Source organism: Priestia sp. TRM10, from assembly GCF_057808375.1.
In genome coordinates this window covers 1,384,005-1,409,642 of the sequence record NZ_JBJZOT010000015.1, presented here as the reverse complement: position 1 = coordinate 1,409,642, position 25,638 = coordinate 1,384,005, and the positions used below count along the sequence as shown (strand labels likewise).

Here is a 25,638-nt window from a genome sequence, read left to right as displayed (position 1 = left end):
AAGCAATATCATCCTTTTTTCATAACGTTTTTATTTTAACTTAAAAAGAGTATAACACATTTATTTAAATAGTCTATACTAATTTATGAAAAAAGTGCATCGCTTTACTGATATTATATTAGATAAATAAATTTGTAATAAGGGTTGAGTGTTATATTGTTTCTATAATTTAAAAGTGTTATACAATTTAAATTTGAATTTTATTCTTTTTCGTTAGATGACACAAATTCAAAGAAACTAGGGATATTGTGTAAAAAAGGAGTTTGCATTTTCTCAAGCATTTTGAGTTTTAATTCTTGTTCTAAATCTTCTTGATAAACGGGATGGGCTTCTTTTACAAGGCTTGCAATCTTAGGTTGAAGCAGATTGAGAACAGCCATTTTATATTGTTTCTTAGTTTGTTCGTTCAAAATTATCCTTCCTTTCTACCTTGCAGAAGTGCACGAAGTTGGGATACTTCGCGTTCTAAATTTTCCATGCGCTTCTCAAAACGGGATAACAAGTAGAATGTCATTGCTATTGGAAATCCTGCATGCTGGATAAGAGAGACAATACTTATACTTTCCATCATATTCTAGACCTCCTCAGTTTTCTTAGGGCATTTTTTTTCATTTTTGAGATGGCTTGGGGAGAGACAGCGAGCTTTTGAGCAATTTCAACGTTTGTTAAACAAACATAAAAATGTAGATAAAGAACGGTTTTTTCGCGTTTTGTAAGCATTTTGACACAGTGATAAGTGTATTCGTTTGTAATACATTCCTCTATATGTTCCTCATGCTGATGATAATAATTACAAAAACTGTCATCTTTGATCATATTTATTCTAGGCTCTCTGTTATTTTCAAACACTGGTTTATCCAATATAAAAGAGTGAGTATATTCATATTTTTGAATCTTCTTCTTAAACGTGATAGCTTCTGAAGAAAGAAATCGAGAAAAGTATGCGACAAGTCGAACTTCCTCATAAAAACATTTAAAAGCTTGATCAAGCTCTTTTTTTGTTTGCTTGCTTGGATTTTGCTGGTAGTTCTCAAACTTTCTTTGGTGAGAAGCTGAAGAGAAAAAATGCTTTAATAAGGAGTTATTAGGCAAAGAATGAAAAGGTTTCATAAAAAATCCTCCTAACCGGAACGTATGTTCTTTTTTAGGGTAAAAAAAATATGCTGCTAGAAAATCTGCCTATAGTAAAGTAAAGAGGAAAGTTCTAGTGAAAAAACAACCATCTTTTTTAAAAGTTTACCTTATTATAGCTATCTGAAACAGAGTCTTTCTTCCTTACTCTCTGTGATAGATAGGAGGAGAGGAACGATATCCTAGACTAGAGAAAAAAGAGTTTTCTCTCTTAAATGAACCGGATAACGTATTAAGGAAAAGGAAGTTCCTAAAACGTATTGACACTTTTCCCTTTTGTACGTTAAGATAAGTCATTGAACGGATACTCTCTTATCCCGAGATGGTGGAGGGACATGGCCCTATGAAACCCAGCAACCGTCATCAATTAAAGATGAAAAGGTGCTAACCTGACGCAAGGGAAACCTTGATCGATAAGAGCGAAAGGCAAACTTTGACGTTAAACCTTTCCTCAAGCTAGGAAAGGTTTTTTTATATGTGTGTAAGAGGGAACTTTATTTACAATAATAAGGGAATGAGTACCGTATCATAGATTTGCTACCTTTAGAAGGAGGAACAAAGATGTCAGTTAAACGTCGTTTATTTACTTCTGAGTCTGTGACAGAAGGCCACCCAGATAAAATTTGTGACCAAATTTCGGACTCAATCCTTGATGCTATTTTAGAAAATGACCCTAATGCTCGTGTTGCTTGTGAAACATCTGTAACAACTGGTTTAGTATTAGTAGCGGGGGAAATTACAACTTCTACTTATGTAGATATCCCGAAAATTGTTCGTGAAACAATTAAAGGAATTGGTTACACTCGTGCAAAATATGGTTTTGATGCTGAAACTTGTGCTGTATTAACATCTATTGATGAGCAATCTGCTGATATCGCTCAAGGTGTTGACCAAGCTCTTGAAGCTCGTGAAGGATCAATGTCTGAAGAAGAAATTGAAGCAATTGGAGCAGGAGACCAAGGTCTTATGTTCGGATTTGCTTGTAATGAAACAAAAGAGCTTATGCCTCTTCCAATTTCATTATCACACCGTTTAGCTCGTCGTTTAGCAGAAGTACGTAAAGAAGAAATTCTTCCTTACCTTCGTCCAGATGCTAAGACACAAGTAACAGTTGAATATGATGAAAATGATAAACCTGTTCGTATTGATACAATTGTTATTTCAACACAGCATCATCCAGAAATTACGCTTGAGCAAATTCAACGTAATGTAAAAGAATATGTTATTAACCCAGTTGTACCAGCAGAGCTTATTGATGAAGACACAAAATATTTCATCAACCCAACAGGTCGTTTTGTAATTGGTGGCCCTCAAGGTGATGCAGGTTTAACTGGACGTAAAATCATTGTTGATACGTATGGTGGATATGCTCGTCATGGTGGTGGAGCTTTCTCTGGTAAAGATCCAACAAAAGTGGACCGCTCAGCAGCATATGCAGCTCGTTATGTAGCAAAGAACATTGTGGCTGCAGGTTTAGCTGACAAATGTGAAGTACAGCTTGCATACGCAATTGGTGTTGCACAACCTGTATCAATTTCAATTGATACGTTCAAAACAGGCAAAGTATCTGAAGAAGTACTTGTTGACGTTGTTCGCAACAACTTTGATCTTCGCCCAGCGGGAATTATCAACATGTTGAACCTACGTCGTCCAATCTATAAGCAAACTGCTGCTTATGGACACTTTGGTCGTACTGATGTTGAACTACCATGGGAATTAACGGATAAAGCTGAAGCTCTTCGTACTCAAGCCCTTGAAAAGTAATCAAAAAAAGCTTGTCACTAAATTAGTGACAAGCTTTTTTTATATCTCTCTTCTCAAAGCAGAGAGGACATTTGTTTTTGTTGCTTTACGAGCGGGTCTTAATCCTGAAAGAACCGCAACGCTAGCGCTAATAACTACAGCGATAATAATGAGTGAAATCGGAATATAAGAATAAGTGACATGGAACGAATCATCCGCTCCTTCACTTAATACAGAAGTAAGAATCATTGGTAGAATAGCATTTGCCCCAAAACTTACAATGTAGGACACAATAATTCCAATAATAGATCCTAAAACTCCAATAAAAGCACTTTCCATTAAAAAGATTTTTTGAATAACTTTTGGTTGTGCACCAATCGCTTTCATAATCCCAATTTCTTGAGTTCGTTCTGTGACAGCCATTGTCATTGTATTAAAGATACCGATAGCTGAAATAATTACAGCGATAGTTCCAACAAATACTAGTCCAATTTTGAAAGCTGTAAAAAACTTGTTAATATTATCAAGCTGCTGTGTAACAGAGTTTGCTTGATAACCTTTATCTAAAAGCGCTTGTGTTAATTGCTCTACATGCTCAAATTTATCTGCAAAAACAGCTAAGTCTGTTGAAAAGCTCTCCTCTTCAACTCCGAGAACGTTTGAGAAATCACTTAGAAATGAACTGCTTATAAAGATGTTAGAATCAACAACCCAATCGTTTGGGTTTTCTTTCGCAATGCCTACAATTTTAAAAGTATAAGATTTCTTCTCCTTTACTTTCCCAGTCTCTTCGTCTGTATTAGACACCTTTAGAGTAATGTTTTTATTTAAGACATTTCCTTGAAACCCTTTAGGTTGTTTTAAATCATAATTTGCATTTTGTTCAGACTTTTTTAGTTCTTGTTCAAACTTTTCCTGCTCTTTCTTAGACCAAAGCTGGCTTGCAAAATTATAGCCAACAATAACTTCATGTGACGAAGTTGGCATCCGTCCTTTTGAAAGACTCATTCCTGCGTTTGTTTCTTGTTTCATATTCGTAAAAATGAGAGAAGAGTTCTCGCTAGATCGTTCATCAAGCATTGTTTGAATAGGTTCGTTAACCGTTGTACGTTCAACAATAGCTTTGACATTTTCGTTATCTTTTAAGTCTTTTTTTAAGTCACCACTTAAATCTTTTGTATTCTTTTCGCTACCATAAATAGGAATCTTTGTAACGATCTGCTGTGAGAGTATTTCGTCTGTAACTGTTTTTTGCATTCCAAAACCAATTGAAGCAAGAACAACAAGAAATGCACACGACATTGCTGTTGCTAGAACGGTCATAAAGACACGGAGTCGGTTTTTCTTCATATTTCGTTTAATAAAACTAACTTGATCTTTAAAATTCATTTTTTACATACACCTTCTTTACGTAGTACACCATCGTGTAAATGAAGCTTATGATGTGCAATAGAGGATACTTCTTCATCATGAGTAATCATGACAAATGTAATTCCGTATTGTTTATTTAACGTTTGAATGAAAGAAAGAATAACTCTCTCAGTCTCTGAATCTAAGCTTCCTGTTGGTTCATCTGCGAGAATAATAGAAGGGTTCAAAACAAGTGCCCTTGCGATACTGACACGCTGCTGCTGTCCTCCTGAAAGCTCATTAGGATAATGGTTACGGTGGTTCTCTAATCCAACTGTTTGTAGAATTTCTAAAACTTTTTGTTTTCGTTCAGACTTGCGCATACCTTTTAAAGTAAGCGGCAGTTCAACATTTTCATATGTAGTAAGGCTAGGGATAAGTTGAAAGTTTTGAAAGATGAACCCAAAATGCTCAAGACGAAACTGAGCCCATTCCTTTTCATTGAAGTTTGTGACCGTTTGATTATTGATTTCAATGGTTCCTTCTGTTGGGGCAATGTAGCCAGAAATTAAGTTAAGAAGCGTTGATTTACCAGAGCCACTTTTTCCAACAATACAGGTAATTTCACCTTTAGGAATGTCCATAGAAACATCTTTTAGGACAGGAACAGTCTCTTCTGTTCCTTTTTTGCCAATTTTAAAAGAATGAGAAATGTTTTTTATGCTAATCATGCTTTTTCCTCTCTTTCATTTTATAAAATAAAATCGTTATAAGTGTATTAATATAAATAGTACAGTTAATACTGTATGTTGAAGAAGAGAGAAAGTCAATACTTTTTTCAGCAGAAAATATAAAAAGAGATCCTCGTTGATAACGAGGATCTCTTTTTAAGCAAGCTTACTTGTGGTAGAAGCAATTGAAATTGTTTCTTCATACTGAGTAAGAAGGTTGGTGAAAATCTGATCCCATGTTTGAGTAAGGGCGTAATGACGAGCTTCATTTCCCATTTGCAGTCGATCATGATGCCTTGTTAAAAGATAGGTCACTGCTTTAATAAACTCATCAGGGTTAGTAGGGTCACATAAAAAACCTGTTTTTCTATCTTTCACAATCGATTTTACTCCTCCTGCATTTGCTGCAACTGTTGGGATTCCTGAAGCCGCAGCTTCAAGAACAACATTTCCAAACGTTTCAGTTGTAGAAGGGAAAAAAAACAAGTCAGAGGCTGCGTACAAAGGTGCAATTTCTTTGCTTTTTAGAAATCCTGTGAAAGACATATTTCTGGGAGCCTTTTGTTCAAGCTGTTTTTTCATTGGTCCATCTCCAATAATGAGCCAATGGATCTTATCTCGCAGCTTGGCAGGAAGTGCCTGAGCTACATTCATTAGAAGTTCTAAATTTTTTTCAGGAGCAAGCCGCCCAACATATGTAATAACGTAGGGTTCTTTAATATGGTAAGCATCCCGAACATTTTTTTGATGGTAGTGAGGATGAAAAAGGCGATGATCAACACCGCGGGACCAAATGGAAAGATTAGAAAAACCATGTCGCATAAGCGTTTCTTTTGTATCTTGAGAAGGCACAAAAATCGTTTTCATTGAGCGGTGAAACCATCGCATATACTTCCAGACAAGAGGAGAAAGAAATTCTAAATCATAATAAGAAAGATATTGATCAAAATCAGTATGATAAGAACCAACGAGAGGAACGTTGAATTTTTTAGCATAGTGAATTCCACAAAGTCCTACATTGAAGGGAGTTGCTACATGAATAATATCTGGTTTGAAAGATTGAAGCTGTTGCCGGATTTTGAGCATGTTGGGAAGGGCGAGCCGACATTGTGGATAAAGAAAAAACGGTAAGCTCATAAATCGATGAACATTGAGCGAATATGGCTTTTCTCCCGTACTATCAGGAGCAAAAAGCTGAAATGAAATATGTTCATTACGCAAATGCTCCGTGAGTCTTTTCAATGTTTTCGCAACCCCATTAACATCAGGTGTAAAGGTATCTGTGAAGATGGCAATTTTCATTTCAATCCCTCCAATGAAAAATCATGATCTACAGAAAAAAAGAAAAACATCCATAGCCAAATGAACTGCCAATAAGCATACCAGCTGCAACATCGCTTGGGTAATGAAGACCAAGATAAATTCTTGAGAGTGCGACGCTTAATGAAAGTGGAAGAAGTAAAAGAGAAAGAGCAGAAAATGAAATAATAAAAGGTGTTGAGATAGCAAAAATAGCTGTCGTATGACCAGATGGAAAAGAATGATCACGCAAAGGATTCTGTAAAACATAGCTATTTATAATTTGAAGATAAGGTCGTTTTCGTGGATAAAGTTTTTTTAAGAGAGCAACTGGAATATGACTTAAAGCTAGCGCTAAAGCACTCGCTAAACTTGCTGCCTTCAATGTTTCAAAAGGCAAGAAAAGAAGTAATAGACAAACGCTAATGGAGACAGCTGCTCCTCCTAGATGTGTAATAAAACGAAAATACCCGTTCAACCATTTGCGATGAAATTGGTTGTTAAGTGAACGGAATAAAAAGCATTCAAATATATAGGCCCTTTTTAGCCATCTTTCCATTTCGTTTTTCATCTCCTTTTTACAGCCTTTACTTCTATTGTAGAAAGAAATTTTAGAGTTAGTGCTAAGAATTTGTAAAATTATCGTGTAGCTTTTCTTTACAAAAAAAACACACCGTGTGAGCGGTGTGTAAATTCTGTTATTCAAGAGGAGACAGCTGCTTATAATATTGTCCTTTTTCTACATAGCCTGTACGAATGCGTTCCATTTCTTTTAGGTCTTCTTCTGTTAGCGTTCGAATAACTTTAGCCGGCCGTCCAAAAGCAAGAGAATTTGGAGGGATTTTTTTACCAGGAGGAACAAGACTTCCTGCACCAATAAAAGCTCCTTCGCCGATTTCTGCTCCATCTAAAATTGTGGAACCCATTCCAACTAATGCTTTTTTACGAATGATTGAGCTATGTAAAATAACGGCATGACCAACTGTTACATCATCTTCAATTATAAGAGGATGATTGGGGCTCTGATGAAGTGTTGATTGATCTTGGATGTTCACTCGACGACCAATAATTGTTGGAGCAACATCACCGCGGATAACGGTATTAAACCAAATGCTGCTTTCATCTCCAATTTCAACATCTCCTGTAATTGTTACATAGTCAGCAATGAAAGCGGTATCTGAAATACGTGGTTCTTTCCCTTTGTAAGCGTAAAACATTTATTATCCCTCCATGTTATCAGTTGCAAAAAAACAAAGAATCTTCTAATGTAAGTGTACAAACTTTTTTTGCATCGGTAAATATAAAAAGAAGGGAAGTACATAATATGTGGACATGGGAAGTAGAGAACGCAAAGGGAGTCATGGTCATCATCCATGGAGCAGGAGAGCATCATGGACGCTATGAATGGCTGAGAGAAAGATGGAATGAAGAAGGTTTTCACGTTATCATGGGAGATCTCCCAGGCCAAGGAGTGACTACGAGAAGAAGAGGACATATTCGCTCTTTTAATGAGTATATTGAAGCAATTGAAGAATGGGTTGAAGAAGCGCAAACATACGACTTACCCATTTTTCTACTAGGACACAGTATGGGAGCATTGACGGCTATACGAGCGCTTCAGCTTCGCAGTTTGCCTGTATGGGGAGTTATTTTATCATCACCAGCCTTAGGATTAAAAGAACAACCACCAGCCTTTAAAGATGTCCTTTCAAAAGGTTTAAATAAGCTCATGCCTGGTAAACTTGTTCAATCTCCACTTGTGATTGAAAATGTCACAAGAAATCAGCGTCTTTGGAGAGAGCATAAAGAAGATAAGCTGTATGTGAAAAAAGTGTCTGTACGCTGGTACCGTCAGTTTGTGGAAGCGATGAATTTAGCTTTTAAAGATATGGATAAATTTCCAGATGTACCGTTATTAATTCTTCAAGCTGGGGAAGATAAGGTTATTGAGAAATTTATTGTAAGACAATGGTTTGATGATATGAGTTTAAGTGAAAAGATTTATAAGGAATGGACAGGACTTTATCATGAAGTATTCAATGAGCCTGAACAGGACCAAGTGTTTGCTTATGCAAAAAGCTTTGTTCATTTACATGTATAATGGGAAAAATAGAGCCGTAACAATCTCGAGGTGAGCAATGTGGAGATACCAAAACACCCTTTTATGTTAATGAGAAAAGTCTATAAAGAAGTAATGCCGATTGTTCATGAAGAATTGTTGAAGTGGAAGAAAAAAGCCAGCAATATTTCAAATGAAGAACTTCGAACGCAAGCGTTAGCAAGCATAAATGATAAAACCTTTCACTGTGAAGGTGGATCAATTATGGGGTTGCTTGCATGTGGAGAATTTAAAAAAGCAATCCGTTTTATTGTTGCTTACCAAACAATCAGTGACTACCTTGATAACTTGTGTGATCGAAGTACTTCGCTTGATCCGCTTGACTTTGCGGCTCTTCATGAATCAATGCCGCATGCTCTCACACCACATGCGACACTCGGAGAATATTATCGTTATCGAGAGGATCAAAATGATGGGGGGTATTTGCACGCTCTTGTTCAAACATGTCAGGAAGTGCTAGCAAGTATTGAACATTATCCACTCATTAAAAGCCATTTATTAGAGCTTTGCCGCTATTATTGTGATTTGCAAATACATAAACATGTAAGAGAAGAGGAGCGCGTTCACCGCCTAGAAACGTGGTTTCACGAGCATCAGGAGAAATTCCCAAACATGACTTGGTATGAATTTTCGGCCTGTGCAGGTTCCACTCTTGGCATTTTTTGTCTTGTTTCTTATAGTTTTCAACGTGATTTCACTAAACAGCAAGCAATACAAATTATGTCAGGGTATTTCCCTTATATTCAGGGACTTCACATTTTATTAGACTATTTTATTGATCAAGAAGAAGATGAAGAAGAGGGAGATTTGAACTTTTGTTTTTATTATCCAGAACAAGAGGAAATGATGAAACGCTTTTACCATTTTGTGAGTGAAGCAGACAAAAAAATTAAAGGTCTTCCACATGAGCATTTTCACCATTTTATTAATAGAGGTCTTCTTGGATTGTATCTTTCAGATCGAAAAGTAAAAAAACAGCGAAATGTTCATAAGCAGGCTAAGAAGATTATTAAGCTTGGAGGAAAGATAAGCCGATTTTTTTATTGGAATGGGCGTTTATACCGCATGCTACAAAAAAGTACTCCACATTAAGGAGTACTTTTTTCAATAGCAATAATAAATGGAGGATTGTTTTTTTGATTTAAAAACTCGTATTTCAATACGCGCGCATTTTTTTGATCTAGTGTTGCTACATACTGGATAAGGGCATCTCGTTCTACTGCTCCTTCTTCATGACCATGATAGACAACGAGAACAATAATTCCTCCCTTTTTTAACCATTGTAGAAGACCTTTCACAGCTTCGATAGTTGTGTCGGGGGTTGTGACAATCTTTTTGTCTCCACCGGGTAAATAGCCAAGATTGAATATGGCACTGCTTAGCTTTCCTTTTAATTCAAGAGGGATGTGTTGGTGGAAATGATGATGACCATCATGAACAAGCGTGACATTTTCGGTTTTTTTTGCCTCTTTCAAGCGATTATACGTTTCATCAATTGCATTTTGTTGGATATCAAAGCTATAAATGTGCCCTTTCTCGCCAACAAGATTTGCTAGGAAAAGAGTGTCATGACCGTTTCCTGCTGTTGCGTCAACAGCAAAATCTCCGTTCTCTGTTACTTTTTCAAGAAGCGTTTTGGAGAAAGTTAATACGCGTTCAATATTCATTACACTCTTACTTCCTTTCGTTCAAAAAGTCGTCCTTGGTAGCTATTTCGTTTTTTTAATTCATCATCGATTGCATTTAAAACACTCCACTTATCAACGCTCCACATTGGACCAATCATAAGGTTAATTGGACCATCTCCTGTTAAACGGTGAACAACCATTTCAGGGGGAAGCACTTCAAGTTGGTCACAGACAAGGTTGATGTAATCATCAAAAGCTAAAAATTCAAGCTGTCCTTTTTCATATTGTTTGACCATTGGTGTTTTCTTTAAAAGGTGAAGAAGATGGATCTTAATTCCTTGGACATCTAATTTTGCCACCTCATGAGCTGTTTTCATCATCATGTCATAATCTTCAAGAGGCAGACCATTAATAATATGGGAACAAACGCGAATACCCCGCGCTCGTAGTTTATTAACTCCTTCAACGTAACATTCATAATCATGAGCTCTATTAATTAAGAGAGCTGTACGTTCATGAACAGTTTGAAGACCAAGTTCAACCCACAGGTATGTTCTTTCATTTAGTTCTGCTAAATAATCAACGACATCATCTGGAAGACAATCAGGACGTGTTCCAATGGAAAGTCCTACAACACCTTCAAGGTTTAGAACTGTTTCATATTTTTCTTTTAGTTCGGCAAGTGGTGCATGCGTATTTGTGAAGGCTTGGAAGTAAGCCATATACTTTCCGTTTTTCCACTTGTTGTGCATTTTACTTTTAATATCATTAAATTGGGTAATTAAATCTTCAGCTCGGTTTCCAGCAAAATCACCTGAGCCAGCTGCACTACAAAATGTACAGCCTCCATGAGCAACAGTTCCGTCTCTATTCGGACAGTCAAAACCCCCGTCAAGAGCTACTTTAAACACCTTGTGTCCAAAAGTGTTTCGTAAATGATAATTCCATGTATGGTAGCGTTTATGATCGCTTGCAAACAGAAATGGATTAGTTTCTTTCATTCGGAGAATTTCTCCTTCCTTTTTTCATCATAAATCATAGACCATTTTAACAGAATGACTCCTTTTCTCCAATAAGAGGTGTTAAAGGAGAAGCTACATAAAAGAGAGGAAAGTCGTAAAAAATAACGTTGATATGCTATAAGTTAATGAAAATGGAGGGATTAATATGGCAACACGTCAATCTATTGACAATCTTCTTCAACAGTGTGAAGACTCACTTCGCTATGCAAAAGGTCAGCTTAGTGAAGGAATGAAACAAGAACATTACAATGCAACAGAGTATACGAAAGCGCAGGAAATGCTTGAGCAGTCTTACATGAACCTAGAAGAAATGGCACACAGTGCAAACGATCAGCAGCGTGAGCAGCTTTACCGTATGCGTCTACAAATTCAGCAGCTTCAAAATGAAATGATTTTAACAGATTATTAAAAATAAGGAGAGTTTCTGATGAAAAAACGTTCAAAGAAAAATAACCCTGAACAAAAAACACGTAATGGCTTCAACAGCAACGATATGGAAGTTGGAAAAGATTTCGATCCTGTTAAAGAATCAAAAAAACGTTACGAAGAGAGCGGCGGTCAGCCGGTTAAATCAAAACCTTCTAAGGAAAATGAAGGGAAATTGTAATACCAGCAAAGAGAGCGGAAAAAAATCCGCTCTTTCTTCTTTTTTTAGCCATATAGGCGGAATTTTTCGTTTATAATGACTTTTAGCAGGCGATAATAGGAAAAAGCGCTTTTTCATTGCTTGCAGTTTTATTCTAGATTATTTACAATACATAGTAACGAACACTATATTTGCTTTGATAAGGAGTAGTAGGAAACATGAGTCTTTAAGAGAGCTGACGGTTGGTGTGAGTCAGTAGAGGCATGTTTGTGAACTCGCCTTTGAGCTATAAATGTGAACGAAAGCAGTAGCATTTGTCGTTAGTCCACGTTACGGACGTAAAGCTGAGCGTTTTAAGCGCTAATTTGGGTGGTACCGCGGGAAAGCATCTCTCGTCCCTTTGTGGGAGGGGAGTTTTTTTATTTTTACTGGAATATATTGGCTTTAAGGAGGAAACACAATGGCTTATAATCATCAAGAAATTGAAAAGAAGTGGCAAAATTATTGGTTAGACAATAAAACATTTAAAACAGGGGAAGACAAAGACAAGCCAAAGTTTTATGCGCTTGATATGTTCCCATATCCATCAGGAGCAGGTCTTCATGTTGGACACCCTGAAGGATATACGGCAACAGATATCCTTTCTCGTCTAAAACGCATGCAAGGTTATAACGTTCTTCATCCGATGGGATGGGATGCTTTTGGGTTACCTGCAGAGCAATATGCGCTTGATACAGGAAATGATCCAGCGATTTTTACAAAGCAAAACATTGATAACTTCCGTCGTCAAATTCAATCATTAGGGTTCTCTTACGACTGGGATCGTGAAATTAACACAACAGATCCTCATTATTATAAGTGGACACAGTGGATTTTCTTAAAGCTTTATGAAAAAGGGCTTGCTTATGTTGATGAAATCCCTGTAAACTGGTGCCCTGCACTTGGTACAGTACTTGCAAATGAAGAAGTAATCGATGGAAAAAGTGAGCGCGGTGGACACCCTGTTGAGCGTCGTCCAATGAAACAGTGGATTTTGAAAATTACAAAATATGCTGATCGTTTGTTAGACGACCTTGAAGAGCTTGACTGGCCTGAGAGCATTAAAGATATGCAACGCAACTGGATTGGACGTTCTGAAGGAGCTCACGTTCAATTTGAAATTGAAGGAACAGATGAAAGCTTCACAGCATTTACAACGCGTCCTGATACACTTTTTGGTGCGACATATGCAGTGCTAGCACCAGAGCACAGTCTTGTGGAGAAAATTACAACAGCAGAACAAAAAGAAGAAGTTACGTCTTATATTGATAAAGTGAAAACAAAAAGTGATCTTGAGCGCACAGATTTGGCTAAAGAAAAAACAGGTGCTTTCACAGGAGCTTATGCAATTAATCCTGTAAGCGGCGAGAAAATGCCAATTTGGATTGCAGACTATGTTCTAGCAACATATGGAACAGGGGCAATTATGGCCGTTCCTGCTCACGATGAGCGTGACTATGAGTTTGCTCAAGCATTTGATCTACCGATTAAAGAAGTTGTTTCAGGTGGAGACGTTACGAAAGAAGCGTACACAGGAAACGGAGCACATGTGAACTCTGACTTCCTTAACGGTTTAGATAAAGAAGAAGCAATTGAGAAAATGATCTCATGGCTAGAAGAGAACAAAAAAGGTGAAAAGAAAGTAACATATCGTCTTCGCGACTGGTTATTCAGCCGTCAACGTTATTGGGGAGAGCCAATTCCAATCATTCATTGGGAAGATGGTACAACAACAGCTGTTGACGAAAATGAGCTACCGCTTATGCTTCCGAAAACAGATGAAATTAAACCATCTGGTACAGGTGAATCACCACTTGCAAACGTTGAAGATTGGGTAAACGTTGTAGATGAAAAAACGGGCAAAAAAGGCCGTCGTGAAACAAATACAATGCCACAATGGGCAGGAAGCTGCTGGTACTTCCTACGCTATATTGACCCACATAACAGTGAAAAATTAGCGGACGAAGAAAAATTAAAACAATGGCTTCCAGTTGATATTTATATTGGAGGAGCAGAGCATGCTGTACTTCACCTTCTCTATGCTCGTTTCTGGCACAAGTTCCTTTATGATATCGGTGTAGTTCCAACAAAAGAGCCCTTCCAAAAGCTATTTAACCAAGGAATGATTCTTGGTGAAAATAATGAGAAGATGAGTAAATCAAAAGGGAATGTCGTTAACCCAGATGAGATTGTTGGATCACATGGTGCTGACACACTTCGCTTGTATGAAATGTTTATGGGTCCATTAGAAGCTTCTGTTGCATGGTCTACAAACGGATTAGATGGAGCTCGTCGCTTTATCGATCGTATTTGGCGTCTTATGGTAACTGATGAAGGTGCAGTTGTAGAGAAGATTAAAGATCAAGATAATGAAGCACTTGAACGCATTTACCATGAAACAGTGAAAAAAGTAACAGAAGATCTAGAAGGACTTCGTTTCAATACGGCAATTTCTCAGCTTATGGTATTCATTAACGAGTGCTATAAAACAGACGTTTTACCAAAAGAGTATATGCAAGGATTCCTAAAACTAATTGCTCCAATTACTCCGCATATTGCAGAAGAATTATGGAGTAAGCTTGGCGGAAGTGGAACAATTTCATATGAAGCATGGCCTGCTTATGATGAGAGCAAACTTGTTGATGATGAAATTGAAATCGTTGTTCAAATTAACGGTAAAGTTCGTGCTAAACTAAAAGTACCTGCTGAAACAACACGTGAAGGTCTTCAAGATCTTGCAATGGAAGACAGCAAAGTACAAGAGCAAATTGAAGGAAAAACAGTTCGTAAAGTGATTGCAGTACCTGGAAAGCTTGTAAATATTGTAGCTAACTAAGAAATGGAGAGGGTTCTTTTTATAGAGAGCCCTTTCTAACAAAACAAAGCTAGGAAAGGTTGAGGGTGTATTACTATGGTAAAAGAAATTACGACAGAAGAGCTTCAGAAAAAGTTAGAGAACGGTGAATCTCTTCACCTTATTGATGTACGTGAAAATGAGGAAGTTGCAGAAGGAATGATTCCTGGAGCAGTTCATATCCCAATGGGCGAGATTCCTCAAAAAATGGATCAACTTGATACAGACAAAGAGTATATCTTTATTTGTCGTTCAGGGCGTCGCAGTGAAAATGTATGCTTCTTTTTAGAAGACCATGGCTATCAAGCCCGTAATATGGTTGGAGGTATGTTAGAGTGGAATGGTGAAGTGAAACGATAAAATACCGTTTTTCTTTGTTAAAGTGCGCTTTTAATAGAAAGCGCACTTTTTTAAAAATGAAAAATTCGAAATGTTCAGGAGGTTATTCTTTTGAAAATAGCTCTTATTCAAGCAGATGTGAAAATTGGAGATCCAGATCAAAACTTTAGAAACATAGAGAAGTTGATGACGAAAGCGATTCAGAAGCAGCCTGATATGATTGTGCTTCCAGAAATGTGGAACAGTGGATATGCATTAGAAAAAGCTGACGAAGTAGCAGATCCAAACGGAGAGCGAACAAAAAAATTTCTCTCTTCTTTTGCTGAAAAATATAATGTGATGATCATTGGAGGAAGTACACTTACACGCTCTCGGCAAAAAGATTTTAAAAATACAATGTTTGTGTTCAGTAGAGACGGCAGGGAACTATTAAGTTATGAGAAAATACACCTCTTCCGCTTAATGGATGAACACAAATATTTACAAGCAGGAGAAAAAGTAGGTTTATTAGATTACGAGGATATGAAAATAGGATTAATGATTTGCTATGATCTTAGATTTCCACAGCTTTCTCGTAAACTTGTAAATGAAGGGGCAAGTCTGCTTGTGAATGTTGCTCAATGGCCTACGGCACGCCTTGATCATTGGAGACACCTTTTAATCGCAAGAGCAATTGAAAATCAATGCTTTATTGTTGCTGTTAACAGATGTGGAAAAAGTGGGGATGCGGAGTTTCCTGGAAACTCCATGGTGATTGATCCATTAGGAAGAGTGCTTTTAGAAGGAAATGATGAGGAAGAAGTATACCATATTGAGCTATCACTAGACGAAGTAGAAGAAGTTAGAAATCATATTCCAGTCATAACAGATCAACGTTTAGATTTGTATTAAAAAAGGGAGGCTATCCCCTCCCTTTTTTAATTTATTTCTAATGTCTCAAATGAACGAAGCGTCTTTTTAATTTTTACAGCAGGTTCTTCCACTTTTTTCTTCTTGTTCATTTCCTTATGTTCCTCAACATGCTCTTCACGAGAAATCCAAGCTTTAAAGTCCTCTTGCTTTTCCCATTTTGAAACAAAAACATATTCAACCGATTCTCGATGCTCTTTACGCCAGCACTCAAATGAAACTACACCATCAGCTTCTAGAATTTCCTGTTTATTTTTCTTCGCCTTATGAGCTAAGCGATCTTCATGTTCTTTATCTATTTCAAAACTTGCATTCATAACAAACATTATTACATCCTCCTCTAAGAAATTATCTTATTCAGTAAGATAATATAATGATAATCTTTCTCAACTAATAAGTCAAATCTTTAAGGTTATTTTCTTGCTAACATAATTTGCTCTTTTTTCTCGTAATTATAAAAAAGAAATAGTAGAGGAGGAAGAGAAATGAAAGTGAAAATTTTTGATAAAGAACATGAAGGGGATTTAGAAGAGGCGATAAATCGTTTTTTAAAAACACTATCAGATGAACAAATTATTGATATCAAATACAATGTAGCAACAGCGATGACAGAAAAAGATCAAGTCTACTGCTTCTCTGCTCTTGTTATGTACAAAAAAGGCTGACGTATTACGCGTCAGCCTGTTAACTTATGTTGTTTGTGAGGAATGAACTGCTGCACTATGTCCTGCAAGGCGACCTGTTACAAAGGCAGCTGTAATGTTGTATCCGCCAGTATAGCCATGAATATCTAAAATTTCTCCACAGAAGTGAAGACCATCCATTAACTTTGAGGACATTTCTTTTGGATGAATTTCTTTTGTAGAAACGCCACCACCTGTTACAAAAGCTTTTTCAATTGAAAGTGTACCATTAACAGTAAACGAGAACTGTTTAAAACCTTCAACAAGTGAACGCACTTTTTCATGAGGAACTTGTCCACAAGCTTCTTGTTCAGGAATTCCTACTCTTTCTAAAAGGAAAAGAAGGAAGCGTTCTGGGACAATCCCTTTTAATACATTTTTAATCGCTTTTTTCGGCTCTTCTTTCATCATTTTTACGATGGATTGGAAGAGCTCTTCTTTATTTTTCTCTGAGAAGCTATCAATTGTTAATGTGATTGGTTCGTTTTTTCGTTTCTTTTGCTCTTTTACAACATATTGGCTACAGCGCAGAACTGCGGGACCTGAAACTCCAAAATGAGTAAAAAGCATGTCCATTTTATGAGTGATGACTGCTTTGCCTTTTTTATTCAATACACTAAGAGCTACATCACGAAGGGCAAGTCCTTGAAGTGTCTTTTGTTTAATGAATGGCTCATTTGATGTAAGTGGGACTTCTGTTGGATATAAGTCTGTAATCGTATGCCCAGCCTCTTTTGCCCATACATATCCATCACCAGTTGAACCTGTATGTGGAACAGATTTACCTCCAACGGCAATAACAACACTTTTACTCAACATTTCTTCTCCATTTTCAAATAGAACTCCTTTTACAGCTCCATTTTCATACAGGACTTTCTTGACAGGTGTATTCGTTTTTGTTGTTACACCAAGTCTTCTTAAATGATTTAATAGGGCTTCAACAACTGATTGAGCTTTGTTAGAAACGGGAAACATGCGCCCGTGGTCTTCTTCCTTCAGCTTTACCCCAAGTCCTTCAAAAAATTCAATAATGTTTTCATTGTTGAATACCGAAAAGGCGCTATATAAAAAGCGGCCATTTCCTGGAATGTGTTTAATAATTTCATCAACAGGAAGTCGGTTTGTGACATTACAGCGTCCGCCACCTGATATTGCTAATTTTCGACCTAACTTATTTCCTTTATCAACGAGCAACACTTTTGCTCCTTCTTCTGCTGCAGAGATAGCAGCCATCAAGCCTGATGGCCCACCACCAATGACAATGACATCATAATTTAACAATTATTTCACCAGCCTACCTAATATAATCACTTGCGTAAATGCAAAGATATCTCTATTATCAATAGTTGAGTCAGCTTTTTTTGGAGGCACCAATATGTCTAATTCAAAACTATTGCAAGGAACACTTATTTTAACACTCGGTACATACATTGCGCGAGTACTCGGGATGATTTATGTTTTTCCATTTGAAAGTCTTGTTGGAAACAAAGGGGGAGCCCTTTTTCAATATGGCTATGGACAGTATACAATTTATTTGAGTATCGCAACAGCGGGAGTTCCGCTAGCGGTTTCTAAGTTCGTTTCTAAATATAACGCACTTGGAGATTATCATACAAGTATGCGGATGTTCAAAAGTGGAATGAAGTTCACCATGATTATGGGAGTTACCGTTTTTGCAGCTCTATTTTTTCTCTCACCAGTTATTGCAGAATTAATGCTGGGGGGAAATGGCCTTGATAACTCACTTGACGATGTTGTCATGGTTATTCGGATGGTTAGCGTGGCCATCATTGTAGTTCCAACAATGAGTCTTATCCGCGGATTTTTCCAAGGAAATGGTTCAATGGGACCGACAGCCGTTTCACAAGTTATCGAGCAGATTGCACGCGTTGTTTTCTTATTAGCGTCAAGCTACATTATTATTAAGATGTTAAATGGACGCATTGCAACAGCTGTTGGATTTGCTACATTTGCAGCCTTTATTGGCGCACTTGGTGGATTAGCTGTTCTTTATTGGTATTGGAAAAAACGTAAGAAACACTTTGATAAATTGCTCGAACAAAGCGTTGAGCCTGCTAACATTTCAACGCGAGATATGTTTAAAGAGCTATTTTCTTATGCAGGTCCATTTGTGTTTGTAGGACTAGCTATTCCTTTGTTCCAATACGTTGATCAATTTATGTTTAATAGAGCAATGGTTGCAGCAGGACATAAAGACACGGCTGAAACGCTTTTTGGTATCACATTTGGATGGGTGCCAAAGCTTGTCATGATTCCTGTGTCTATTGCAACAGCGTTTGGGTTAACGCTTGTTCCAACAATTACGGATTCCTATATTAACGGAAGACGCAGAACATTAAAAAACCAAATTGATCAAACATATCAAACTATTATGTTTTTAGTATTACCAGCAGTTATCGGGATGTGCGTTCTTGCGTATCCTATTTATGCCCTTATGTATAGCACAAGTGACTTAGGAGGTCAGATGCTAGCAACGTACGCACCGCTTGCTCTGTTCTTCTCATTCTTTACAGTCAATGCAGCTATCTTACAAGGCATTAACAAGCAACGTTATGCTGTTATTAGTTTAGTACTTGGTTTGCTAGTAAAGATTGTTTTTAACTTTCCGCTTACGTATTATTTGCAAGCAACAGGTTCTATTCTTGCAACAGCTCTTGGCTATTTTGTAGCTATTGCTTACACGTTCTATATGATTCAAAAACACGCAGCATATAAATTTACGCTCTTTGTAAAGCGATCCATTTTGATTATTCTATTTGTAGCTATTATGGCTCTTGCTGTATGGCTTGTACAGCTTGGCTTGTCTTCTTTTGTAACGTACAAAGACGGACGAATTGCTGCTGGACTGATCTCATTTGCCGGAGTTGGCATTGGCGGAGCTCTATATTTAGGACTTGCTTACAAATCTCGTTTACTAAACATTGTGTTTGGAGATGGATTTGTGAATAAAATCACCCGTCGTTTTAAACGTAATAAAGTAAGAGAACAATAGAAAGTAAAATGGCGCTAATCTTAGCGCCATTTTATTATCATTTTAGAAGTCTTCGTCTGTACCAAAGACTGAGAAACCGATTTGACGTTCAACACGACGAAGGCGTCGATTAAGTTGACGAAGTTTCCGATCGTGATCATTTAAACGATTTTCAATGCGATTAAGGCGGCGATTGATGTTTGAAATGGTAGAGCCAGGGAAGAATCCTTGAGGCTGTTGGCGATAATAAGAATAAGGATAAGGGTACATGAAAGTTCTCCTCTCTAATTGAGTTCACCATAAAGTATGAAAGTTATCTACAGGATGTATAGGCAGGAGCCTAAACTTTAAGAAGAATAGGAGGTATTTGTCATGAGAATTGACAAGCTTTTAGCGAATATTGGATATGGTAGTCGAAAAGAAGTAAAATCATTATTGAAATCAGGAGCTGTTAAAGTTGATGGAACACCTGTAAAAGATGCGAAACAACATGTAAATCCTGAAGCACAAGAGGTTACAGTTTATAACGAAGAAGTTGTATATCGAGAATTTATTTATCTTATGCTACATAAGCCACAAGGCCTTATTTCAGCGACGGAAGATGTGTCCCAACCAACTGTTGTTGATTTATTAGAACCGGAAGATGCTGTTTTTGAACCTTTTCCAGTTGGTAGGCTTGATAAAGATACAGAAGGCCTTCTTTTATTAACAAACGATGGCAAGCTGTCCCACCAGCTTCTTTCACCGAAAAAGCATGTCCCGAAAACATATTTAGCTCACATTAATTCACAAGTGACTGAGGAAGATGTGGAAGCTTTTAAAAATGGTGTAACACTTGATGATGGATATGTTACGAAACCAGGGGTGCTAGAGATTATTGAGAGTGGAGAAACGTCTGTTATTCACTTAACAATTACAGAAGGAAAGTTTCATCAAGTTAAGAGAATGTTTGAATCCGTAGGGAAAAAAGTAATCTATCTCAAACGCCTCTCAATGGGAGAACTAAAACTTGATGAAGAACTTGAGCTTGGACAGTACCGCGAGTTAACAGATGAAGAAGTGGCATTGCTAAAAGGAGAATAAAAGATGAAAAAAGCCCTTAAACAATTTAAGGGCTTTTTAGATTTAAATTTTTTTAAAAAAGGATTGACGAAGAAAGAAAATTTATATATTATAATCCCTATAGAATTAATTGGATATAAAATTATATATTTCATATAGCTGATCGGAACACCGAAAGCACATGTTTCTTTTATAGAAGCGTGTGCTTTTTTTGTTGCTACTAAAGGAGTTGATGCTTTTGTGAATGACTGTAAACACATATTGAAAAAGGCTGATCGGAACAACCGAAAGCTCTCTATCTTATTTAGATAGGGAGTTTTTTCATAAGGAGGAGAAGAAAAGTGGCGGTTTCAATTGTTGTAAATGAAAAAGCATTTATAAGTGATGAAAAGCGCAATGTAGTAATTGATGATATTAGCTTAGAAATTAAACAAGGTGAGTTTTTAACTATTATTGGTCCAAGCGGATGTGGAAAAAGCACATTATTAAAAATTATAGCTGGTCTCGATACTAACTATATTGGGAAAGTTCATATTGAAAATAGAAGGATTGTAGAGCCTGGAATCAATCAAGGATTTATTTTTCAAGAACACAGGTTGTTTCCTTGGTTAACCGTTGAACAGAACATTGCAGCAGATTTGAATTTGCGAGATCCAAAAGTGAAGCAAAAAGTAGCAGAGATTATTCAAATTGTTCGCTTAGATGGATATGAAAAAGCATATCCATCAGCACTGTCAGGAGGAATGTCTCAGCGTGTAGCTATTGCTCGCGCGCTTATTCGCGAACCAGAAGTATTACTGCTTGATGAACCATTTGGAGCGCTTGATGCATTCACGAGAAAGCATCTTCAAGATGTTTTGCTTCAAATTTGGCAGAAGAAAAAAATTACGATGATTTTAGTTACCCATGATATTGATGAGTCCATTTATTTAGGTACAAAGCTTGCGATTTTAAGAGCAAAGCCAGGTGCCCTTCAGAAAGTTATGCCTATTAAGCTTTCTTTTCCAAGAGATCGAACTGATTCATCTTTTCAATATCTCCGTCAAGAAGTGTTAAAAGAGTTTGAAAAAACAAAAGAAGTGGTCTATGAACAAGGATCAGGAATTTAGGAGGGATTTCAATGAAGAAATGGTTGTTAGTAATAGCAGCTGCACTGTTGTTAACAGCTTGCTCTGCTAAAAGTTCAGCAGAACCTGGAAAATTAAAAGAAATTAATATTGGCATTCAACAAAGCCTAACACCGCTATGGATTGCAAAAGAAAAGAAGTGGTTTGAAGAAGCGTTTGAAAAAGAAGGAATTAAAGTGAAATGGACAGAGTTCCAAAGTGGACCACCTCAATTTGAAGGGATTGCAGGTGGAAAACTAGATGTGACACTAGTAGGGAATTCACCTGTTATTGGAGGGCAGGCTGGTGGCGTCCCATTTAAAGAAATTGCGATGACATCAGATGGAGTGAAAGGTAACGCTATTTTAGTCAATAAAAACAGCAGTATTAAGTCACTAAAAGATTTAAAAGGAAAGAAGATTGCTGTTGCAAAAGGAAGCAGTGGGTTTGACTTCCTTCACAAAGCATTAAAGAAAGCTGGAATTTCTCCTAAAGAGGTAGAAATTATTCAACTTCAGCCAGATGAAGCAATGCCTGCTTTTCAGAATGGATCTGTGGATGCGTGGTCAATCTGGGAACCATTTATTTCACTTCAAACGATTGAACATGACGCTAAAATACTAGCAGATGGAGAAACGGTTGGTACATACTCTCCTAATTTTGCAATTGCTAGAGAACAATTTATTAAAGACCATCCAAAAGAATTGGAAACGTTTATGAAAGTGTACGACAAAACTGTAAAATGGCAGAATGCTCACAACAAAGAAGCTGTTGCCATTTATGCGAAGACGAAAAACTTAGATGAAAAAGTAGTGGATAATGTCTTAAAAAATACAAAACAATTTAATGTTCCCATTTCAAAAGAAATTATTAAAGATCAGCAAAATACGGCTGATTTCCAATATGAAATAGGGGCAATTAATAAAGAGATTGATGTATCCAAAGTAGTTGATAACACATTCGTGAAAAAAGTAAGAGAGGAGGATGAAAAGTGAAAACAGCAGCCTACGTCCAAGTGCAAAGAGAAGAGAAAACAAGAAAACTAAAGGGAAAAAGAGGTATACCGTTATGGATAAAAGGATGTGCTTTGCCAGTTGTTATCCTTGCTGTTTGGCAGTATATAGGGAGCATTGGTCTTGTTTCGGCTAATATCTTACCAACACCAATGGCTATTCTTTCTTCCTTTTATGAACTTACGTTATCTGGAGAGCTTTTTAGCAATATGAAAATTAGTATCATAAGAGCAGCGCTTGGTTTTCTACTTGGTGGTAGCCTTGGATTAATTTTCGGAATCCTAACAGGGTTTTCTAAAAAAACAGAGGCGTATATTGACCCAACTCTTCAAATGTTACGCACAGTTCCACATTTAGCTGTAACGCCGCTTTTTATTCTATGGTTTGGGTTTGATGAAATTTCCAAAGTATTATTAATTGCTCTTGGAGCGTTCTTTCCAATCTATATTAATACGTTTCTTGGAATAAGAAGTGTTGATACGAAACTGTTTGATGTTGCTAGAGTTTTAGAATTTAGTTTTAAAGATAAAATTACAAAGCTGATTCTTCCTGCTGCCCTTCCTAATATTTTACTAGGTGTGCGCTTATCACTTGGAATTGCTTGGCTTGGACTTGTTGTAGCTGAGCTTATGGGTTCAAGCGCTGGGATTGGCTATATGATTATGGATGCGCGCTTATATTCACTAACAGATAAAGTGTTCGTGGGAATTATCATCTTTGCAGTTGTCGGAAAAGCAACAGACTCACTTGTACGCTTATTTGAACGAAAGCTATTAAAATGGCGAGATAGTTTCAAAGGTTAATAAAACAAATCTAAAGGAGCGATAAAAATGGAAATTTTATGGTTTATTCCAACACATGGTGATGGTCGATATTTAGGAACACAAGTTGGAGGAAGAGAAGCTGATCATACTTATTTTCGTCAAGTTGCACAAGCAGCAGACAGATTAGGATATACGGGTGTTTTGATTCCAACAGGAAAGTCGTGCGAAGACCCTTGGTTAACAGCAGCGGCCCTTGCGGCTGAGACGCAACGTCTAAAGTTTTTAGTAGCTGTTAGACCAGGTCTTATGCTTCCATCTGTTGCTGCTCGGATGACATCTACTCTTGATCGTATATCAAATGGTCGTTTACTGATTAACGTTGTAGCAGGGGGAGATCCGGTTGAACTTGCAGGTGATGGTGTTTTCCTTTCTCATGATGAAAGATATGAAGCAACTGATGAATTTTTGAAAGTTTGGCGTAGTCTTTTAAAAGGAGATAAAGTTCATTTCGAAGGCAAGCATATTTCTTCTCAAGGGGGAGAGCTTATCTTCCCACCTGTTCAACAACCAACACCACCTGTTTACTTTGGTGGATCCTCAGAAGCAGGGCAGAATGTGGCAGCAGAACATTCTGATGTGTACCTAACATGGGGAGAACCACCAGAACAAGTAAAGGAGAAGATAAAAAGCGTTCGCGAAAAAGCGGCTAAGGAAGATCGAACAGTAAAGTTTGGTATTCGTCTTCACGTTATTGTACGTGAAACAAATGAAGAAGCATGGGCTGCTGCTAATAAGCTTATTTCATATTTAGATGATGAGATTATTGAACAAGCGCAGCAACGGTTAAGTCGACATGATTCCACAGGTCAAATTCGAATGGCTGATCTCCATAAGAAAGGAAAAGAAGCTGACTTAGAAATTAGTCCGAACTTATGGGCTGGAATTGGTCTCGTGCGCGGGGGAGCGGGTACCGCTCTTGTTGGAGATGCTGAGACAGTTGCTGCAAGAATTAGAGAGTACCAAGAAATAGGAATTGAAAGCTTTATTTTCTCCGGATATCCGCATTTAGAAGAATCCTATCGTTTTGCAGAGCTTGTTTTTCCGCTCTTATCTTTCGGAGTTGGCGAAGATATTGGACGTTCACGTGGAAACATTGGCGAAGCGATTGGAAACGATATTTTAGCGAAAGATATTAAAAAACAGTTAATTTAAAAATTAATGATCAACAAAGTGCCTGAATAATTAAATTCAGGCGCTTTTTTAGAAGGAGAGAAAGAAGATGAATATTGATCACATAGAAGCTTTTATTTACGCGGTGCATCTAAACAGTATTCATAAAGCAGCAGATGCTTTATTTCTATCACAACCAACGGTAACGGCCCGAATAAAGACACTTGAGCGTGAGCTTGGGCAGGCATTATTTAAACGAAGTGGAAGAGGAATTAAACTAACAGAAAAAGGGCGAGAATTTTTTTCGTATGCTGAACAAATTGTACAAACGTATGAAAAAGCGAAGAAGCAGCTTAGTAAAGAACTTATCCAAAAGGAAATAGTCATAGGAGCTAATCCCATCTCTTCTCAATACTTTATTCCTCATATTTTACCTTTGTGGAAGGAAGCTCTTCCTGATGTCCATTTTACATTTATAACGGCAACAAATGAGATACTTGTGGATCAACTCATTCGGAAAGAGATTCACATTGCCTTCTTAAAAGAAATGAGCCGCGATGCAATTTATCAACGTCCTGTACTTGATAATTCCGTTCGCCTTGTTTGTCATCCAGATCATCCTTTGTCGAATAAGAAAAATATTAATGTGGACGATTTATCTGAAGATCCTCTTGTCTTCTTTGAATGTGGGGCTTTTGATTGGAATAGAATTCATAAGATGTTTGAAGCGGCAAATGTTAGTCCTCGTATTGAATTTCGAATTGGTCACTTAGAAGTAGCTAAATCACTTATTCAACATAATAAAGGGATTGGGTTTTTACCTTCCTTATGTATAAAAGAAGAACTGAAGAAAGGGACGCTGGTTACGATTGAAACAGAACATATTTTAAATATAAAACAGCAAGTATATGGAACGTACTATGGAGCAAACCCTCCTTATTTATGGGATCACCTTTGGAACGTAATCGAATCTTTTGAAGAGAAAAGAAAGCAAGCAGAAGCTATATAAATGTATTTATTTTTTCTATAAATACAATAAATCTTTCTATCATTAAAAGCATTTATTTTATGAAATGTAGATGGTAGGATAAGTGTCAA

Annotated in this window: 30 protein-coding genes, 1 riboswitch and 1 other annotated feature; of the genes, 17 read left to right on the top strand and 13 right to left on the bottom strand. The window is 37.1% G+C overall.

The window, feature by feature from the left end; all coding sequences use genetic code 11:
* Positions 1-200: 200 nt before the first annotated feature.
* From ACK3CR_RS24030 to ACK3CR_RS24020, 3 genes are read right to left on the bottom strand one after another with little or no spacing between them, the layout of a single operon-like run.
* The gene (locus tag ACK3CR_RS24030; protein ID WP_488976194.1) at positions 201-410 is read right to left on the bottom strand and encodes a hypothetical protein; all 210 of its coding nucleotides are present in this window, start codon (positions 408-410) and stop codon (positions 201-203) included.
* A gap of 2 nt (positions 411-412) precedes the next feature.
* The gene (locus tag ACK3CR_RS24025; protein ID WP_019391099.1) at positions 413-571 is read right to left on the bottom strand and encodes a YvrJ family protein; all 159 of its coding nucleotides are present in this window, start codon (positions 569-571) and stop codon (positions 413-415) included.
* Positions 568-1,110 carry a sigma-70 family RNA polymerase sigma factor gene (locus ACK3CR_RS24020; RefSeq protein ID WP_488976193.1) on the bottom strand — a complete coding sequence of 181 codons (543 nt, stop codon included), beginning with the start codon at positions 1,108-1,110 and terminating at the stop codon, positions 568-570. The genes ACK3CR_RS24025 and ACK3CR_RS24020 overlap by 4 nt, the downstream gene beginning before the upstream one ends.
* Positions 1,111-1,440: 330 nt before the next feature.
* Positions 1,441-1,551, top strand: a riboswitch (SAM riboswitch).
* Between the two features lie 141 nt (positions 1,552-1,692).
* On the opposite strand from ACK3CR_RS24020, the gene metK reads away from it, so the two are divergent.
* Entirely contained in the window at positions 1,693-2,895 is a 1,203-nt protein-coding gene (gene metK, locus ACK3CR_RS24015; protein WP_243516939.1) for a methionine adenosyltransferase, read from the top strand.
* Positions 2,896-2,934: 39 nt separating this feature from the next.
* Here the strand turns inward: metK and ACK3CR_RS24010 are convergent, their stop codons facing one another.
* From ACK3CR_RS24010 to ACK3CR_RS23990, 5 genes are all read right to left on the bottom strand, one after another.
* Entirely contained in the window at positions 2,935-4,263 is a 1,329-nt protein-coding gene (locus ACK3CR_RS24010; RefSeq protein ID WP_488976192.1) for an ABC transporter permease, read from the bottom strand.
* Positions 4,260-4,955: an ABC transporter ATP-binding protein gene (locus tag ACK3CR_RS24005; protein WP_488976191.1), complete on the bottom strand. Its 696-nt coding sequence runs from the start codon at positions 4,953-4,955 to the stop codon at positions 4,260-4,262. The genes ACK3CR_RS24010 and ACK3CR_RS24005 overlap by 4 nt, the downstream gene beginning before the upstream one ends.
* A 156-nt stretch (positions 4,956-5,111) precedes the next feature.
* Positions 5,112-6,257, bottom strand: coding sequence for a glycosyltransferase family 4 protein (locus ACK3CR_RS24000; RefSeq protein WP_410914236.1), 1,146 nt, complete (start codon positions 6,255-6,257; stop codon positions 5,112-5,114).
* Between the two features lie 28 nt (positions 6,258-6,285).
* On the bottom strand, positions 6,286-6,813 hold the full coding sequence (locus ACK3CR_RS23995; RefSeq protein WP_111922102.1) for a phosphatase PAP2 family protein: 528 nt from the start codon (positions 6,811-6,813) through the stop codon (positions 6,286-6,288).
* Positions 6,814-6,952: 139 nt separating this feature from the next.
* On the bottom strand, positions 6,953-7,471 hold the full coding sequence (locus ACK3CR_RS23990) for a gamma carbonic anhydrase (RefSeq protein ID WP_410914235.1): 519 nt from the start codon (positions 7,469-7,471) through the stop codon (positions 6,953-6,955).
* A gap of 107 nt (positions 7,472-7,578) precedes the next feature.
* Here ACK3CR_RS23990 and ACK3CR_RS23985 point away from each other — a divergent pair, with 107 nt between their 5' ends.
* Positions 7,579-8,355 (top strand): alpha/beta hydrolase, encoded by a 777-nt coding sequence (locus ACK3CR_RS23985; RefSeq protein ID WP_243516970.1) that lies wholly within the window; start codon positions 7,579-7,581, stop codon positions 8,353-8,355.
* Positions 8,356-8,394: 39 nt separating this feature from the next.
* On the top strand, positions 8,395-9,465 hold the full coding sequence (locus ACK3CR_RS23980) for a tetraprenyl-beta-curcumene synthase family protein (RefSeq protein WP_488976190.1): 1,071 nt from the start codon (positions 8,395-8,397) through the stop codon (positions 9,463-9,465).
* On the opposite strand, the gene mnmM is transcribed toward ACK3CR_RS23980, so the two are convergent.
* Together mnmM and mnmL are read right to left on the bottom strand one after the other, a co-directional pair.
* Positions 9,462-10,040 carry a tRNA 5-(aminomethyl)-2-thiouridylate-methyltransferase MnmM gene (mnmM, locus tag ACK3CR_RS23975; protein ID WP_488976189.1) on the bottom strand — a complete coding sequence of 193 codons (579 nt, stop codon included), beginning with the start codon at positions 10,038-10,040 and terminating at the stop codon, positions 9,462-9,464. The two genes, ACK3CR_RS23980 and mnmM, sit on opposite strands and share 4 nt — an antisense overlap.
* Complete coding sequence (gene mnmL / locus ACK3CR_RS23970) at positions 10,040-11,002, bottom strand: tRNA modification radical SAM protein MnmL/YtqA (RefSeq protein ID WP_268585894.1); 963 nt, start codon at positions 11,000-11,002, stop codon at positions 10,040-10,042. Before mnmL ends, mnmM begins: the two co-directional genes overlap by 1 nt.
* Before the next feature lie 166 nt (positions 11,003-11,168).
* On the opposite strand from mnmL, the gene ACK3CR_RS23965 reads away from it, so the two are divergent.
* The 5 genes from ACK3CR_RS23965 (at position 11,169) to ACK3CR_RS23945 (ending at position 15,732) form a co-directional block, all read left to right on the top strand.
* Positions 11,169-11,432, top strand: a complete 264-nt coding sequence (locus tag ACK3CR_RS23965) for a YtzC family protein (RefSeq protein ID WP_019391111.1) — start codon at positions 11,169-11,171, stop codon at positions 11,430-11,432.
* Positions 11,433-11,450: 18 nt separating this feature from the next.
* Positions 11,451-11,630: a hypothetical protein gene (locus ACK3CR_RS23960; protein ID WP_019391112.1), complete on the top strand. Its 180-nt coding sequence runs from the start codon at positions 11,451-11,453 to the stop codon at positions 11,628-11,630.
* A gap of 166 nt (positions 11,631-11,796) precedes the next feature.
* Positions 11,797-12,012: a binding site (T-box leader), on the top strand.
* Positions 12,013-12,069: 57 nt separating this feature from the next.
* On the top strand, positions 12,070-14,484 hold the full coding sequence (leuS, locus tag ACK3CR_RS23955; protein WP_488976188.1) for a leucine--tRNA ligase: 2,415 nt from the start codon (positions 12,070-12,072) through the stop codon (positions 14,482-14,484).
* A 75-nt stretch (positions 14,485-14,559) separates the two neighbouring features.
* Complete coding sequence (locus ACK3CR_RS23950; protein ID WP_185183394.1) at positions 14,560-14,862, top strand: rhodanese-like domain-containing protein; 303 nt, start codon at positions 14,560-14,562, stop codon at positions 14,860-14,862.
* A 90-nt stretch (positions 14,863-14,952) separates the two neighbouring features.
* Positions 14,953-15,732 (top strand): carbon-nitrogen family hydrolase, encoded by a 780-nt coding sequence (locus tag ACK3CR_RS23945; protein ID WP_488976187.1) that lies wholly within the window; start codon positions 14,953-14,955, stop codon positions 15,730-15,732.
* Between the two features lie 26 nt (positions 15,733-15,758).
* On the opposite strand, the gene ACK3CR_RS23940 is transcribed toward ACK3CR_RS23945, so the two are convergent.
* Positions 15,759-16,076, bottom strand: a complete 318-nt coding sequence (locus ACK3CR_RS23940; RefSeq protein ID WP_268585891.1) for an antibiotic biosynthesis monooxygenase family protein — start codon at positions 16,074-16,076, stop codon at positions 15,759-15,761.
* 159 nt (positions 16,077-16,235) lie between these two features.
* On the opposite strand from ACK3CR_RS23940, the gene ACK3CR_RS23935 reads away from it, so the two are divergent.
* Positions 16,236-16,415, top strand: a complete 180-nt coding sequence (locus tag ACK3CR_RS23935; RefSeq protein WP_268585890.1) for a sporulation protein Cse60 — start codon at positions 16,236-16,238, stop codon at positions 16,413-16,415.
* 24 nt (positions 16,416-16,439) lie between these two features.
* On the opposite strand, the gene ACK3CR_RS23930 is transcribed toward ACK3CR_RS23935, so the two are convergent.
* Positions 16,440-17,714 (bottom strand): BaiN/RdsA family NAD(P)/FAD-dependent oxidoreductase, encoded by a 1,275-nt coding sequence (locus tag ACK3CR_RS23930; RefSeq protein WP_488976186.1) that lies wholly within the window; start codon positions 17,712-17,714, stop codon positions 16,440-16,442.
* A gap of 94 nt (positions 17,715-17,808) precedes the next feature.
* Here ACK3CR_RS23930 and ACK3CR_RS23925 point away from each other — a divergent pair, with 94 nt between their 5' ends.
* Complete coding sequence (locus tag ACK3CR_RS23925) at positions 17,809-19,446, top strand: putative polysaccharide biosynthesis protein (protein WP_488976185.1); 1,638 nt, start codon at positions 17,809-17,811, stop codon at positions 19,444-19,446.
* Between the two features lie 42 nt (positions 19,447-19,488).
* Here the strand turns inward: ACK3CR_RS23925 and ACK3CR_RS23920 are convergent, their stop codons facing one another.
* On the bottom strand, positions 19,489-19,695 hold the full coding sequence (locus ACK3CR_RS23920) for a hypothetical protein (RefSeq protein WP_488976184.1): 207 nt from the start codon (positions 19,693-19,695) through the stop codon (positions 19,489-19,491).
* Positions 19,696-19,797: 102 nt separating this feature from the next.
* Between ACK3CR_RS23920 and ACK3CR_RS23915 the strand changes: the two genes are divergently transcribed.
* The 7 genes from ACK3CR_RS23915 (at position 19,798) to ACK3CR_RS23885 (ending at position 25,549) form a co-directional block, all read left to right on the top strand.
* On the top strand, positions 19,798-20,508 hold the full coding sequence (locus tag ACK3CR_RS23915; protein ID WP_488976183.1) for a pseudouridine synthase: 711 nt from the start codon (positions 19,798-19,800) through the stop codon (positions 20,506-20,508).
* A 3-nt stretch (positions 20,509-20,511) separates the two neighbouring features.
* Positions 20,512-20,646: a hypothetical protein gene (locus tag ACK3CR_RS23910; RefSeq protein ID WP_488976182.1), complete on the top strand. Its 135-nt coding sequence runs from the start codon at positions 20,512-20,514 to the stop codon at positions 20,644-20,646.
* A gap of 182 nt (positions 20,647-20,828) precedes the next feature.
* Positions 20,829-21,596, top strand: a complete 768-nt coding sequence (locus ACK3CR_RS23905) for an ABC transporter ATP-binding protein (protein WP_243517008.1) — start codon at positions 20,829-20,831, stop codon at positions 21,594-21,596.
* A gap of 11 nt (positions 21,597-21,607) precedes the next feature.
* A complete protein-coding gene (locus tag ACK3CR_RS23900) occupies positions 21,608-22,588 on the top strand; it encodes an aliphatic sulfonate ABC transporter substrate-binding protein (protein ID WP_243517018.1) in 981 nt (326 codons plus the stop codon).
* Positions 22,589-22,608: 20 nt separating this feature from the next.
* Entirely contained in the window at positions 22,609-23,409 is an 801-nt protein-coding gene (locus ACK3CR_RS23895) for an ABC transporter permease (protein WP_488976226.1), read from the top strand.
* A gap of 27 nt (positions 23,410-23,436) precedes the next feature.
* Positions 23,437-24,582 carry an FMNH2-dependent alkanesulfonate monooxygenase gene (ssuD, locus tag ACK3CR_RS23890; protein ID WP_488976181.1) on the top strand — a complete coding sequence of 382 codons (1,146 nt, stop codon included), beginning with the start codon at positions 23,437-23,439 and terminating at the stop codon, positions 24,580-24,582.
* A 67-nt stretch (positions 24,583-24,649) separates the two neighbouring features.
* On the top strand, positions 24,650-25,549 hold the full coding sequence (locus ACK3CR_RS23885) for a LysR family transcriptional regulator (RefSeq protein ID WP_410914232.1): 900 nt from the start codon (positions 24,650-24,652) through the stop codon (positions 25,547-25,549).
* Positions 25,550-25,638: the final 89 nt, after the last annotated feature.

Coding starts and splice junctions, on each gene's coding strand:
- ACK3CR_RS23990 (WP_410914235.1), bottom strand. CDS start 7,471: ATGTTTTACGCTTACAAAGGGAAAGAACCACGTATTTCAGATACCGCT.
- ACK3CR_RS23935 (WP_268585890.1), top strand. CDS start 16,236: ATGAAAGTGAAAATTTTTGATAAAGAACATGAAGGGGATTTAGAAGAG.
- ACK3CR_RS23995 (WP_111922102.1), bottom strand. CDS start 6,813: ATGGAAAGATGGCTAAAAAGGGCCTATATATTTGAATGCTTTTTATTC.
- ssuD (WP_488976181.1), top strand. CDS start 23,437: ATGGAAATTTTATGGTTTATTCCAACACATGGTGATGGTCGATATTTA.
- ACK3CR_RS23960 (WP_019391112.1), top strand. CDS start 11,451: ATGAAAAAACGTTCAAAGAAAAATAACCCTGAACAAAAAACACGTAAT.
- ACK3CR_RS24025 (WP_019391099.1), bottom strand. CDS start 571: ATGATGGAAAGTATAAGTATTGTCTCTCTTATCCAGCATGCAGGATTT.
- ACK3CR_RS24005 (WP_488976191.1), bottom strand. CDS start 4,955: ATGATTAGCATAAAAAACATTTCTCATTCTTTTAAAATTGGCAAAAAA.
- ACK3CR_RS24000 (WP_410914236.1), bottom strand. CDS start 6,257: ATGAAAATTGCCATCTTCACAGATACCTTTACACCTGATGTTAATGGG.
- ACK3CR_RS23915 (WP_488976183.1), top strand. CDS start 19,798: ATGAGAATTGACAAGCTTTTAGCGAATATTGGATATGGTAGTCGAAAA.
- ACK3CR_RS24020 (WP_488976193.1), bottom strand. CDS start 1,110: ATGAAACCTTTTCATTCTTTGCCTAATAACTCCTTATTAAAGCATTTT.
- ACK3CR_RS23920 (WP_488976184.1), bottom strand. CDS start 19,695: ATGTACCCTTATCCTTATTCTTATTATCGCCAACAGCCTCAAGGATTC.
- metK (WP_243516939.1), top strand. CDS start 1,693: ATGTCAGTTAAACGTCGTTTATTTACTTCTGAGTCTGTGACAGAAGGC.
- ACK3CR_RS23950 (WP_185183394.1), top strand. CDS start 14,560: ATGGTAAAAGAAATTACGACAGAAGAGCTTCAGAAAAAGTTAGAGAAC.
- mnmL (WP_268585894.1), bottom strand. CDS start 11,002: ATGAAAGAAACTAATCCATTTCTGTTTGCAAGCGATCATAAACGCTAC.
- leuS (WP_488976188.1), top strand. CDS start 12,070: ATGGCTTATAATCATCAAGAAATTGAAAAGAAGTGGCAAAATTATTGG.
- ACK3CR_RS23940 (WP_268585891.1), bottom strand. CDS start 16,076: ATGTTTGTTATGAATGCAAGTTTTGAAATAGATAAAGAACATGAAGAT.
- ACK3CR_RS23900 (WP_243517018.1), top strand. CDS start 21,608: ATGAAGAAATGGTTGTTAGTAATAGCAGCTGCACTGTTGTTAACAGCT.
- ACK3CR_RS23965 (WP_019391111.1), top strand. CDS start 11,169: ATGGCAACACGTCAATCTATTGACAATCTTCTTCAACAGTGTGAAGAC.
- ACK3CR_RS23925 (WP_488976185.1), top strand. CDS start 17,809: ATGTCTAATTCAAAACTATTGCAAGGAACACTTATTTTAACACTCGGT.
- ACK3CR_RS24010 (WP_488976192.1), bottom strand. CDS start 4,263: ATGAATTTTAAAGATCAAGTTAGTTTTATTAAACGAAATATGAAGAAA.
- mnmM (WP_488976189.1), bottom strand. CDS start 10,040: ATGAATATTGAACGCGTATTAACTTTCTCCAAAACGCTTCTTGAAAAA.
- ACK3CR_RS23910 (WP_488976182.1), top strand. CDS start 20,512: ATGAAAAAAGCCCTTAAACAATTTAAGGGCTTTTTAGATTTAAATTTT.
- ACK3CR_RS23985 (WP_243516970.1), top strand. CDS start 7,579: ATGTGGACATGGGAAGTAGAGAACGCAAAGGGAGTCATGGTCATCATC.
- ACK3CR_RS23885 (WP_410914232.1), top strand. CDS start 24,650: ATGAATATTGATCACATAGAAGCTTTTATTTACGCGGTGCATCTAAAC.